Origin of the sequence: Providencia sp. PROV209, assembly GCF_028479485.1 — a bacterium.
Classification (GTDB): domain Bacteria; phylum Pseudomonadota; class Gammaproteobacteria; order Enterobacterales; family Enterobacteriaceae; genus Providencia; species Providencia alcalifaciens.
On sequence record NZ_JAMPNR010000024.1, the window covers coordinates 53,328 to 66,663 of the forward strand.

Consider the following 13,336-nt stretch of genomic DNA (forward strand, 5'->3'; position numbering starts at 1 on the left):
GCGGCTTAAGCTAATGCAGCATCAATCACCTGATAAACATCTTCAGCGCTGGTACAGCGGCGAATTTTATCGAGGTCAATCCCCGTTTCGCTCTCCTCATCATCCAACACTTGAGTCACTTCCATTAAACCTTCCATATGCTCATCAGAAGAGCTACCCGCTAAAGTGATCAAGACATCTACAGGTTCACTTTCCCCATCAAATACAATGGGTTCTTTAAGAGTGACTAAAGCAAAAGCTGTTTTTAAGACACCATTTTCAGGGCGAGCATGAGGCAAGGCTAAATTAGGAGCAATACAGATATAAGGACCTAACTCTTTGACGCTGCTAATAATTGCTTCATGGTAGTCCGGTAAAATCGCACCTGATGCAATGAGCATATCGGTGCCAATCTTAATCGCATCCTGCCAATTATCCGCCGAGGCGTGTAACTGAATGGAATTGTTCTCCATTAGAGATTGTTTAAAACCCATGGCATTGCTCTCCTATGGTCATGGACACTCATCACTGAATACCCATGACAAATTTAGTTATTGGATTTATTTCGATTCACTAAAGTTATTATGAATAATTGACAGTAATTCATCGCCGAATGAGTTCGGGTTTAACATGTTCTGAACGCCCAGAATGAATTTGCCTTCCCCTGCATCCATTTCGGATGAGAGATGCTTGGATGAAACAATGATATCGGTGTTCGCCAATTTTGATTTGTAATCCGAGACCGCGCAGGAATCCATAACATGAGGAATGCCCTTACTTTCAAGATATTTGGCAATTTTCATTTTCATCATCATTGATGAACCCTGCCCATTACCACACACGGCGAGGATACTGACAGGTCTAGCACTGCTTGAAATAGGTTGCTGGGTTTGCTCGTTCTCAATATTCTGCGCTACCTGTGGCTCTACCACCGCAGCCGCTTGAGCATCTTCTTCCGCACGCAATCTTTTTGATGCAAAGTACATATAAACAAATGACAGTCCAATCAACACAAAGAAAAAATATTTTGAGAAAGAGAGACCTTGCATCACAGGTGGGAAAACTAATGCCCAGTCAGCCATTCCCATCCAGCCGCTAAAATCCGTTCCTTGTTGGCTAAATAACGATATCGCCCATGCCGATCCAAAGACCTCAATAATCCCCATCACAAAACAGATTTTCATAACGGCTTTCCAGCCACCAAAATGGTTAGCAAACACCCCTATCGTGGCATTAGAGAAGAACATCGGAATAAAGCCTGGAATAATCATGATCGGAGAGCTTAATCCCAACATGATTAACACCGCAGTAAACTGACCTAATGCCCCCCACATGAAACCAAACACCATTGCATTTGGCGAGAATGCGTAAATTGCGGCGCAGTCAATGGCAAGGACAGCATTAGGAATAACACGCTCAGAAATTCCTTTAAATGCTTCAGACAGCTCGGCGACAAACATCCGCACCCCAGTCACGATGATCTGAATGGCGACTGCGAATTTCAAACCGGTTTCTAAAATATAGATACTCCAATGGGTTTTCCCTGCCATTTCTTGCAGGTTAGTTAATCCAAAGGAAAGGAGGATGATACCGAAGAAAACCGTCATAACAATGGCAGTGGCAGCAATGCTATCATGGAAAATATGCAGCCATTTCGGCAACTTAAGATTATCGACGCTATCATTTTTATCACCGAGCTTATGCGCTATTTTGGTAGCAATCCATGATGCGACTTGTTGCTGGTGACCAATTGAAAACCCAGCTCCACCAGTGACAGATTCCGTTGGCTTAAACATAATATTGGACGAAATGCCCCAATATAACGCCATCAGAATTGCAGAATAGATAATGGTTTCCCACATACTGGTTCCCAGCACAAAATAGAATACTGCAATCAACCCTGCTTGCTGGAACATGATATGCCCCGTCAGCATAATGGTGCGTATTCCCGTAATACGACGGAACAGAACCAACAGTATGTTAATACCCAATGCAATCAGCACCGTATAACCCACCCATGAATAGTTATCTCCCATGGTTTCCATGGTCGCCATCATTGAGGTATAAGGGTCAATAACTGAGCCGGTAAGGTGATGATACTCTGACATTTTGGCAATGACAGGTTTAAAACTGGAGACTAATGTGTCGGCACCCACTTGCACTAACATAAAGCCGACGATGGTTTTAATGGTTCCTTTTAGGATGGTCGTACCATCTCTCTTTAGAAGCCAGTAGCCAATCAACGTGACTAATCCCAGTAATAACGGGGCTTTTGTCATCACTTGGCTGTAAAAAATATAGAATGAGTCGTACAGAAAATCCATATTTTTACCCCTAAATCAAATTTAGTGTGAATTATTATCTTATTTAAAAGTACATTACCCTGATCACAGACAAGCATTATCACGCTATAATCAAACAGTTTATCAATTCAATCACTCAAATACATTTTGCAATCATAAGTAATCATTAAGTGCTCATTTATGATTGTTTAAAGTGATACTTTTTGACCAGCAAAAAACCCTACATTTGCTGTGTCGATCACAACAAATATAGTAAAAATGATATTTTACAGTTAGTTATATGTTTTATTTAACATGGGTAATTTTTGAAATTAGTAAGTTGACAATTTTCATTGTGATCATATAGAATCAAATCTAATCATTTTGAATCAAAAGTTGTCATACTGACTATCACCACTCACGACGAAAAATGATTATACAGAAATAAGGCGCGACACATGAATGAGACACAAAGACATCATGAAATTTTGTCTTTATTGAAAGAAAATCAAATCATTAACGTATCTTTCATTACAGAGCATTTTAATATCTCGCCTGCAACCGCCCGTCGAGATATCGCCAAACTGGATGAGCAAGGTAAGCTCAAAAAAATACGTAATGGTGCGGAGCGCATTGAAGAGAAAAAACGCAAATGGTCACCACTGAATATCAACAGTACCGATCATTACGAAGAGAAATCACAGATTGCGGTAAAAGCAGCGGAGCTTTGCCAACCCGGAGATAGCGTTGTTATCAACTGTGGTTCCACCGCATTTTTGCTAGGACAGCAGCTTTGTGGAAAAGGCGTGCAAATTGTGACCAACTATTTCCCGCTAGCCAGCTACTTGATTGAAGAAGAACACGAGGACGTGATTCTGATTGGCGGGCAATATAACCGAATACAAGGTATTTTTCTTAACCCAGCCCTCAGCACATTGATGGGCTATGCCGGAAACTGGATGTTTACCTCAGGGAAAGGGTTAACGGAAGCAGGGCTGTATAAAACAGATATGCTGACTGCCGTTGCTGAGCAACAGATGCTTGATCGCATAGATAAACTGGTTGTCGTTGTGGATAGTTCAAAAGTGGGAAGTCAAACTGGCATGCTTTTTTGCCCCACAAATAAAATTGACTATCTGATCACAGGTAAAAGCGCCGACCCGAAAATTCTCCAAGCCATCAAAGCCCAAGGCACGCAAGTCATCCTTGTATAATTAGACTAACAATCTAATTCAACGAATTAACAAATTTATTCTGTATTTCGCCTTATTTTCATTAATAAGGCGCTAATCCCCTACATTTGAAATTCTGGATAGGAAAGGTGTTGCTATGAGTAAAGTAAATGAAATTACCCGTGAATCTTGGATTTTAAGCACATTCCCTGAATGGGGAACATGGTTGAATGAAGAGATTGAAAAAACCGTTGTAGAGCCAAATACCTTCTCTATGTGGTGGCTAGGCTGTACAGGTATTTGGTTGAAAAGCGCAGGCAACACCAATATTTCCATCGATTTTTGGTGTGGAACTGGCAAAAAGACACAGAAAAATCCGCTGATGAACCAGCAACATCAAATGATGCGAATGGGGGGTGTTGAAGCATTACAGCCTAACCTACGTACCTCAATCTTCCCTCTTGATCCCTTTGCAATTAAAGATGTTGATGCCATTTTGGCATCCCATGATCATGCCGATCATATTGATGTTAACGTCGCTGCGGCGGTACTGCAAAACTGTGGCGATCATGTGAAATTTATCGGCCCACAAGCCTGTGTCAATCTGTGGACTGGCTGGGGTGTACCAGAAGATCGCTGTATTGTGGCAAAAGTCGGTGATGTGATTGAAGTGGGCGACATGAAAATTCGCGTACTGGATTCATTCGACCGAACAGCGCTAGTGACCTTACCAAAAGGTGTTTCGTCCTATGACAAAGCAATTTTAGATGGTATGGATGACCGTGCAGTGAACTATTTAATTGAAACCACAGGCGGTTCGCTCTATCACTCTGGTGACTCTCACTATTCCAACTATTACGCCGCACATGGTAACCGCTACAATATCGATGTTGCACTGCTTTCTTTCGGTGAAAACCCGCGTGGCGTCACTGATAAAATGACCTCATCCGATATTTTACGTGCCGCAGAGTCTTTAGATTGCACCACCGTCATTCCATTCCACCACGATATTTGGGCAAACTTCCAAAATGATCCACGTGAAATTGAAGTGCTGTGGAATATGAAAAAAGAGCGCTTACAATATAAATTTGCCCCATTCTTCTGGCAAGTCGGAGGAAAATATACCTACCCAACGGATAAGGGGCGTATGCATTATCAGCATTTCAGAGGCTTCCAAGATATCTTTAAAAACGAACCTGAATTGCCGTATAAAGCCTTCTTGTAAGGTTGATATCGATTAAAAAAACAAAATCCGGTAAGGCGCATTCCTTACCGGATTTTTATTATCTTAATAAAACCGCTAACTTTATGTTAATCACAAAAATAGTGATTAAGGGATCACGCCCAGCAATTTAAACCAAAAATAATCCAGCGGCACCAAGAGGAAAAAGGTCAAAATAAACAAGATAAGGCACAATCTAATCCCATCCATTAACGGGACTTTTCCCATCCCCATCGCTACGACGATCGGAGACGCTTGGTAAGGCAACAATGGTGTTGAATAACCAATCACTTGCACCATAAGAACCGCAATCAGTGGGAAACCGGTAGCATTAGAGAGTGACTCTGCTAATGGGGTATAAAGCGCAGGAACACCATTGGCTGTCACTACAAAATTTAAACCGCTGGTCAGACCCACCAAACTACCAAAATCTATAAATGGGTTATTTGGATCAAGTGGTAGCATCTTCTGTAAGTAAGTACCAACCACCATGCCTACATTGGAATAACTCACTAATGTGGCAAGGCTCAAAATCCCTGCTACATAAATACACGTGCGGATATTCACGGCTTTCACAAACTCGTCATTGGTGACAAACCCGACTTTCGGCAGTAAACAAAAACACGCGGCCACCAGCCCAACCCACGCAGGAGAAATATCATGAGCGGTATCCGTGATCCAAAATAACAACGTTATCGCTAATACGATGCCTAGCTTTTTCTCATCACGGCTCATCGGCGGTAAGGTTTTCTGCTCAGCTACTGGCTGCAATTTAGCGGGAAATAGGAAATAAATGCACAGAACAACCAACGAACCTTTGATAAGCCCTAAGATCGGCATATGCAGGAACAGATAATTTAAATAGGAAAGTTTAAGGTGATACGTGGTTTCTATTGCCCCCGCCATCACTAAATTAGGCACGTTGGCAGGCAATATTGTTGCCGACAGTTGGAAAGTACCAAAACCCACCGCCAGCGCTAATCCAATGCGTCCTCGGCTACCACTTTGTAACCCAACTTTGTCCGCAATCGCCATGACAATTGGCATTAATAATGCGATTCGCCCCATATTCGACGGCATAATAAATGCCAGTCCATAAGCGAGGATTACCACACCAATAATCAGCTTTAGCCATGAACTCGTGAAACGCCCTGAAATATGTTGAGCGATACGCTCCGCCAGCCCCACTTTATTGATGGCAAACCCGAGAATGAATCCACTCAGTACCAACCAAAATGCTTCTGAGGTAAACCCAGAAAAAATGACATTGGTCGGTGCTAAATGTAAACATGCCGCTGCGGCTAAAAACAGTAATGCAACCAGATATTCTGGTAACTTCCCTGTCGCCCAAAACCCTATTGTGATTGCGATGACAACCGCACTCAACCATTCTATGTCTGCCATCCACGTCGCCTTTATCTTGGTTTTATTATTTTCAATTATTGCTCGAAACTGCATCAAGAAAATTAAGTATACGTGAAATTAATACTCTATAGATGTATATATAACAAACTAAATACCATCGGTTTGTTATAGTTTATAAAGGTGACTTTATATACATTTAACTTTATTTTTTAACACTATAATAAATAAAGTAAACAATATGATTATACCGATTCCTTACTCAAAATATGTAGACCACCTCATCACCCAAAATAAAACAATCCCCAATGAATTAACTAAATCACAGCTCCATATCTTGGCTGTTAACAATATTCAATCTCAATTAATAAAGAGCAAATCTATTGAAATGATTGATAAATTTTCAGCTCAGATCCAATGCGGTAATATTTCGGTTAAAAATCTAAGAAAAATTGGCGAGGGTAGCTACGGAAATGCATATCGTTTTGAAAATTACGTTATAAAAGTGCCAAAAAAACCAGACCAGTTCGCACCAGAGTACGCTACCTGCAAAAGAACTTCGCGTATATTAAATGAAATCAATGGTCATCATTTTTCCAGAACCTCCACCTTACCCGATACAGGCCAGCGTATTTTAATCACTAAATTTGTCGATGGTGAAGATGCCCAACCATTAGAAGCCTTTGATTTTATAAAATCTCACCAACGTATCCTTCATGATTTTTATGTACAGGGAAATGTGAAGAAAGATAAACAGGGTAAATTATATTTAATCGATGCTGATCAAGTCACTCTATCTTATCAAGGCCGACGAAATTCAATAGCGAGTGAAGAGTTTTATGAAGATTTTGAATGTTTTCGTGGAGAGGAGCTGGTGGTTCCCAAAAGAATGAAATCGCCAGAAAAATACAGTTTAGACTGAATATCTTGGTGGTAATAAAAAGCCAGTATAACTAAATCCGCCATACTGGCTGTATTTTTAAAGCAGTGGATGATTACTCAACCGTCACCGATTTAGCGAGGTTACGCGGTTGGTCTACGTCAGTCCCTTTGATTAAGGCGACATGATAAGACAGGAGTTGTAGAGGAACAGTATAGAAAATTGGTGCAATTAACTCTTCCACATGAGGTAGAGAAACAATTTTCATATTTTCGCTCGCTTCAAAACCTGCATCTTGGTCAGCAAACACATACAGTAAACCGCCACGCGCACGCACTTCTTCAATGTTAGATTTCAGCTTTTCTAGCAATTCGTTATTTGGTGCAACGATGATGACTGGCATATCCGCATCAATGAGTGCCAATGGACCATGTTTCAATTCGCCCGCAGCGTAAGCTTCTGCATGAATGTAAGAGATCTCTTTCAGCTTCAGTGCGCCTTCAACGGCAATAGGGAACTGGTCACCACGACCTAAAAACAGTGCATGGCTCTTATCAGAGAAATCTTCAGCTAATGCTTCAATCACTTTATCCTGAGATAACATGCTTTCAATGCGCGCTGGCAATGCATGCAGAGCCGTCGCGATACGCTCTTCTAACTCTGGTTTTGCCCCTTTGAGGCGGCCCATGTAAGCCACCAACATTAACAATACGGTTAGCTGGGTTGTGAATGCTTTAGTCGACGCAACACCAATTTCCGCACCGGCTTTGGTCATCAGGGAAAATTCAGATTCGCGAACTAATGAAGACGCACCCACGTTACAAATTGCCAGCGATGTTAAGTAACCTAGCTCTTTCGATAAACGTAGAGCCGCTAATGTATCCGCCGTTTCCCCTGATTGGGAAATGGTGATCATTAAGCTACCTTTACGGTGAGCGGGTTTACGGTAACGGTACTCTGACGCAATTTCAACATCACATGGAATACCAGCGAGTGATTCAAACCAGTAACGCGCAACCATACCTGCGTTATAGGAGGTTCCGCACGCTACGATTTGGATATGATCAACTTGAGACAGAATTTCGCTGGCTTTCGAACCTAATTCGCTCAGGTCGATGCCATTATCTTGGCTAAAACGCCCTTCAAGAGTGTTCTTAATTGCCATCGGCTGTTCATAAATCTCTTTTTGCATGTAATGACGGTAAGCGCCTTTATCACCTGCATCGTATTGAACATTCGATTCAATCTGTTCACGCTCAACTGGTGCGCCTTGCTTATCAAAAATACGCACAGTGCGACGAGTCACTTCAGCAATATCCCCTTCTTCAAGGTAGATAAAGCGACGAGTGACTGGCAATAATGCCAATTGGTCGGAAGCTAAGAAGTTTTCGCCAACACCAAGACCGATAACCAGTGGGCTACCCGAACGCGCAGCAACGAGTAAATCAGGATTACGGCTATCCATAATCACAGTGCCATAAGCACCACGTAATTGTGGGATCACGCGCTGAACGACTTCCAATAATGTACCGCCTTGTTGCTGTTCATGATGAACAAGGTGCGCAATAACTTCGGTATCAGTATCTGAACTGAAGATATAACCGAGTTTTTTCAGCGCTTCTTTCAGCTCTAAATAGTTTTCGATAATTCCGTTGTGAACAACGGCGATATAACCTGAGGTATGAGGGTGAGCATTACGCTCACTTGGAATACCATGAGTCGCCCAGCGAGTATGCGCGATACCCGTTCCACCAGAAACAGGATTTTTTTCTGCTTCTTCCGCCAGCATTTGTACTTTACCGACTTCACGTAAGCGTTGCAGATGACCTTCATGATCAACCACCGCCATACCCGCAGAGTCATAACCACGGTATTCTAAACGGCGAAGACCTTCTAACAGAATTTCCGCGATATCACGTTGTGCGACAGCACCAACAATTCCACACATATTAAGTTATTCCTAAATAAAGGGGTTATTCCCCTCTTATTGTCGCAACCTGATTATTGTTCAGCTTTCGCTGTTCCCCAGCCTTGTAGAAACGGGGAATTTTATTGTTTTATTTGTTTGCTACTTTTGTAGCGATTTTTATATTAAAAAAACTGACCGACATTGCTTAGACTGCTAATTCTTAGATAACTAATTCGTTCATAGCTAATCATAGGAGAGACTTGAATATCTCTCCTCTATATTTACTTATGTTTTATTTACTTATTTTTTCTTTACTGGGCGCTGCCAGTTTTTAATGTGCGTCTGTTTCACGCGGCTCACCACCAGCTCACCTTCGTTAATATCACGAGTGACCGTGGTACCAGCACCAATGGTTGCGCCATTAGCCACACTGACTGGGGCAACCAACTGAGTGTCTGATCCAACAAACACATCATCACCAATAACCGTTTTAAACTTATTCACACCATCATAGTTACAGGTAATCGTACCCGCACCGATATTCACGTTACTACCAATTTGTGCGTCACCTAGGTAACTTAAATGCCCTGCTTTAGAGCCTAAGCCCAGAGACGCATTTTTCATTTCAACAAAGTTACCCACATGGGATTTTGCCGCTAATTTAGCACCTGGGCGTAAGCGAGCGAAAGGACCAACGGTACATTCCGTGGATAATTCAGAATTTTCAATCACAGAGTATGGGCTGATAATTGAGTTATCGCCAATCACACAGTTTTTAAGGACACAGCCAGTTTGGATCTGAACGTTATTACCCAGTGTTACGTTACCTTCGATGATCACGTTGGTGTCGATCACCACATCACGCCCATGAGTTAAGGTTCCGCGAATATCAAAACGGGCAGGGTCAATCAGCATCACGCCCGCTAACAGTAATTTTTCAGCTTGTTCTTTCTGGTAGATGCGCTCTAATGCAGCTAATTGCAGACGGTTATTCACCCCTTCCATTTCACTAAGATGGCTCGGATGCACAGTCGCAATTTTGTTACCTTCTTTATGAGCAAGCGCAATAATATCGGTAATGTAATACTCACCTTGGGCATTATTATTGTCCAGTTGGCTTAACCAGCGCTTAAAGTCTTTCCCGCTTGCCACCATAATACCCGTGTTGATTTCTTGGATTTTACGCTGCTCTTCGTTGGCATCTTTTTGCTCAATGATACCAACCACTTCACCATTTTCACGAATAATACGGCCATAACCCGCAGGGTTATCGAGAATAACAGTGAGTAAACCAATACCGCCTTCCGGCTTAGCTTCAACGAGTCGCTGTAATGTATCTTTAGCGATCAGCGGTACATCGCCATACAGCATAACAATGTCTTCATCATCTTGGAAATGCGGTGCAGCTTGCTGCATAGCATGACCCGTACCCAATTGTTCTGCTTGTAGAACCCAATTGAGGTTTTGTTCACCCAGTTTTTCTTTCAGTAAATCACCGCCATGTCCGTATACCAGATGAATATCCGACGCACCGATTGATTTCGCAGTATCAATCACATGCTGAACCATTGGTTTACCTGCCAGCAAATGCAGAACTTTAGGTAAGTCTGAATACATCCGTGTGCCTTTACCGGCAGCTAAAATCACGACACTTTTTCTTTGCACAGTCATATTTTCCTGAAACTCCAACTTTGGGGTGAAAGTAAACCTATTTCCTGCATAAATTACTACATATTTCGCACAAATAAAAAAGCCAGTTAGTCAAACTAACTGGCTTTTTCTATATTGCTATCATTACATAAGCTTTTTAGTTAACTCGATAACTCGAAGTTTCGCTATTGCTTTTGCAAGTTCTGCTGATGCCTGAGCATAATCAACATCGCCGTGTGCTTTGCGGACATGTTCTTCCGCTTTGCGTTTAGCTTCCACTGCACGAGCTTCGTCTAAATCTTTACCACGGATCGCTGTATCAGCGAGTACGATAACGCCAGTTGGTTGAACTTCTAAAATACCGCCGGAGAGGTAAATTAGTTCTTCTTCACCAAATTGCTTCGTAATGCGTACCATGCCCGGTTTTATGGCAGTCAGCAGCGGGGTATGCTGCGGATAAATCCCCAACTCACCTTCACTACCTGTCACCTGAATTTTTTGTACTAAGCCTTCAAACATCTGTTTTTCCGCGCTTACTACTTTCAGGTAGTATGTCATTGCAGCTACCATATCAACCTCTCGTCAGATGGATTAAAGCTTTTTCGCTTTTTCCACAGCTTCTTCAATGGTACCAACCATGTAGAACGCTTGTTCTGGCAGGTGGTCGTAATCACCGTTCAGGATGCCGCTGAAGCCACGGATAGTGTCTTTCAGAGAAACGAACTTACCTGGTGAACCAGTAAAGACTTCTGCAACGAAGAATGGTTGAGACAGGAAGCGCTGGATCTTACGAGCACGAGCAACAACCAGTTTGTCTTCTTCAGACAGTTCGTCCATACCTAGGATTGCAATGATGTCTTTCAGTTCTTGGTAACGTTGCAGAATAGACTGAACGCCACGCGCAACATCATAGTGCTCTTGACCAACGACCAGTGGGTCTAATTGACGGCTAGTAGAATCCAGAGGGTCAACCGCAGGGTAGATACCCAGAGACGCGATTTGACGGCTCAGAACTACCGTTGCATCTAAGTGAGCAAAGGTTGTTGCTGGTGATGGGTCAGTCAAGTCATCCGCAGGAACGTAAACCGCTTGAACGGAAGTGATAGAACCAGTTTGAGTTGAGGTAATACGTTCTTGAAGAACACCCATCTCTTCCGCCAGCGTTGGTTGGTAACCTACCGCTGATGGCATACGACCTAACAGTGCTGATACTTCAGTACCTGCCAGTGTATAACGATAAATGTTGTCAACGAACAGCAGTACGTCACGACCTTCGTCACGGAATTTTTCAGCCATAGTCAGACCAGTCAGCGCAACACGCAGACGGTTTCCTGGTGGCTCGTTCATCTGGCCATAAACCAGTGATACTTTATCCAGAACGTTTGAGTCTGTCATTTCATGATAGAAGTCGTTACCTTCACGGGTACGCTCACCAACACCAGCGAACACTGAGTAACCTGAGTGCTCAATCGCGATGTTACGGATCAGTTCCATCATGTTTACGGTTTTACCAACACCCGCACCACCGAACAGACCTACTTTACCACCTTTCGCGAATGGACAGATTAAGTCCATTACTTTGATACCGGTTTCCAGCAGTTCAGTTGAGTTAGCTAATTCTTCGTAGCTTGGTGCAGCACGGTGAATAGACCAGCGCTCTTCTTCCCCGATATCACCTTTCATGTCGATTGGTTCACCCAGAACGTTCATGATACGTCCCAGAGTTGCTTTACCGACTGGTACTTCGATTGGGTGCTCTAAGTTTACAACTTCTAAACCACGGCTCAGACCATCTGATGTACCCATTGCGATACAACGGACAACACCACCACCTAACTGTTGTTGAACTTCCAACACCAGTTTTTCTTTACCGTTAATAACCTCAAGAGCATCGTACACTTTTGGTACGTTATCTTGAGGGAACTCGACGTCCACAACGGCGCCGATTACCTGGATAATCTTTCCAGTAGCCATCTTGAATCCTCTACGTAATTCGTAAACCTAGCTGTTAAACCGCGGCAGCACCAGAAACGATCTCGGTCAGTTCCTGAGTAATGCTAGCCTGACGAGCTTTGTTGTAAACCAACTGCAACTCTTTGATCAGGTTTCCACCGTTATCTGTAGCGGCTTTCATCGCTACCATTCGAGCGGCCTGCTCACTAGCTAGGTTTTCAACGACGCCCTGATAAACCTGCGACTCGATATAACGACGCAGCAGGGTATCCAGCAACGCCTTAGGATCGGGTTCATATAAATAATCCCAAGATTTCTTCTTCAGCGTTTCGTCATCGCTTGCAGGCAATGGCAGTAACTGAAGAATCGTTGGCTCTTGAGACATTGTATTGACGAACTTGTTGTTCACCACATACAGTTTATCTAAACGCCCTTCATCATAGGCTTGTAGCATAGAGTTAACTGGGCCAATCAAGTCAGAAAGGGTTGGGTTATCACCCATTCCGGTTACTTGCGAAACGACATTGCCGCCTACAGAACCGAAGAATGCTACCGCTTTAGAACCGATTAAAGCCAAATCAACCTGAACGTTTTTCTCAGACCACGTTTTCATGTCTGCCAGCAGTTTTTTGAACAGGTTAACGTTCAAACCACCACACAGACCACGGTCTGTTGAAACAACCAAATACCCGACGCGCTTAACTTCACGCTCTTCGAGATATGGATGTTTATATTCCAGATTACCTAATGCAAGGTGACCAATCACACTGCGCATGGTTTCTGCATAAGGACGGCTGGCTGCCATGCGTTCCTGCGTTTTACGCATTTTGGACGCCGCGACCATTTCCATCGCTTTAGTGATTTTCTGCGTGTTTTGCACGCTTCCAATCTTGGAACGTATCTCTTTTGCGCCGGCCATTTCTGCTT

General features: G+C 43.0%; 11 protein-coding genes. 3 read left to right on the forward strand and 8 right to left on the reverse strand.

The window, feature by feature from the left end; translation table 11 throughout:
* Window positions 1-5: 5 nt before the first annotated feature.
* Entirely contained in the window at window positions 6-473 is a 468-nt protein-coding gene (locus PR795_RS16685) for a PTS sugar transporter subunit IIA (protein WP_006663262.1), read from the reverse strand.
* A gap of 66 nt (window positions 474-539) precedes the next feature.
* Entirely contained in the window at window positions 540-2,303 is a 1,764-nt protein-coding gene (locus PR795_RS16690; RefSeq protein WP_181480418.1) for a PTS ascorbate-specific subunit IIBC, read from the reverse strand.
* A 416-nt stretch (window positions 2,304-2,719) separates the two neighbouring features.
* Here PR795_RS16690 and ulaR point away from each other — a divergent pair, with 416 nt between their 5' ends.
* Together ulaR and ulaG are read left to right on the forward strand one after the other, a co-directional pair.
* Complete coding sequence (gene ulaR / locus PR795_RS16695; protein ID WP_036962470.1) at window positions 2,720-3,475, forward strand: HTH-type transcriptional regulator UlaR; 756 nt, start codon at window positions 2,720-2,722, stop codon at window positions 3,473-3,475.
* Between the two features lie 115 nt (window positions 3,476-3,590).
* On the forward strand, window positions 3,591-4,658 hold the full coding sequence (gene ulaG / locus PR795_RS16700) for an L-ascorbate 6-phosphate lactonase (protein WP_006660641.1): 1,068 nt from the start codon (window positions 3,591-3,593) through the stop codon (window positions 4,656-4,658).
* A 105-nt stretch (window positions 4,659-4,763) separates the two neighbouring features.
* Here ulaG and PR795_RS16705 read toward each other — a convergent pair whose 3' ends face one another.
* On the reverse strand, window positions 4,764-6,059 hold the full coding sequence (locus PR795_RS16705; protein ID WP_181480420.1) for an SLC13 family permease: 1,296 nt from the start codon (window positions 6,057-6,059) through the stop codon (window positions 4,764-4,766).
* Window positions 6,060-6,258: 199 nt separating this feature from the next.
* Between PR795_RS16705 and PR795_RS16710 the strand changes: the two genes are divergently transcribed.
* Window positions 6,259-6,939: a hypothetical protein gene (locus PR795_RS16710; protein ID WP_006663265.1), complete on the forward strand. Its 681-nt coding sequence runs from the start codon at window positions 6,259-6,261 to the stop codon at window positions 6,937-6,939.
* A gap of 73 nt (window positions 6,940-7,012) precedes the next feature.
* Here the strand turns inward: PR795_RS16710 and glmS are convergent, their stop codons facing one another.
* The 5 genes from glmS to atpG all read right to left on the reverse strand — a co-directional run bounded on the left by glmS (window position 7,013) and on the right by atpG (window position 13,328).
* Entirely contained in the window at window positions 7,013-8,845 is a 1,833-nt protein-coding gene (gene glmS / locus PR795_RS16715; RefSeq protein WP_006660644.1) for a glutamine--fructose-6-phosphate transaminase (isomerizing), read from the reverse strand.
* A 261-nt stretch (window positions 8,846-9,106) separates the two neighbouring features.
* Window positions 9,107-10,477, reverse strand: coding sequence for a bifunctional UDP-N-acetylglucosamine diphosphorylase/glucosamine-1-phosphate N-acetyltransferase GlmU (gene glmU, locus PR795_RS16720; protein ID WP_272516958.1), 1,371 nt, complete (start codon window positions 10,475-10,477; stop codon window positions 9,107-9,109).
* A 123-nt stretch (window positions 10,478-10,600) separates the two neighbouring features.
* The gene (locus tag PR795_RS16725; protein WP_006660646.1) at window positions 10,601-11,026 is read right to left on the reverse strand and encodes a F0F1 ATP synthase subunit epsilon; all 426 of its coding nucleotides are present in this window, start codon (window positions 11,024-11,026) and stop codon (window positions 10,601-10,603) included.
* Between the two features lie 21 nt (window positions 11,027-11,047).
* The gene (gene atpD, locus PR795_RS16730; protein ID WP_006660647.1) at window positions 11,048-12,430 is read right to left on the reverse strand and encodes a F0F1 ATP synthase subunit beta; all 1,383 of its coding nucleotides are present in this window, start codon (window positions 12,428-12,430) and stop codon (window positions 11,048-11,050) included.
* A gap of 34 nt (window positions 12,431-12,464) precedes the next feature.
* Entirely contained in the window at window positions 12,465-13,328 is an 864-nt protein-coding gene (gene atpG, locus PR795_RS16735) for a F0F1 ATP synthase subunit gamma (RefSeq protein ID WP_006660648.1), read from the reverse strand.
* Window positions 13,329-13,336: the final 8 nt, after the last annotated feature.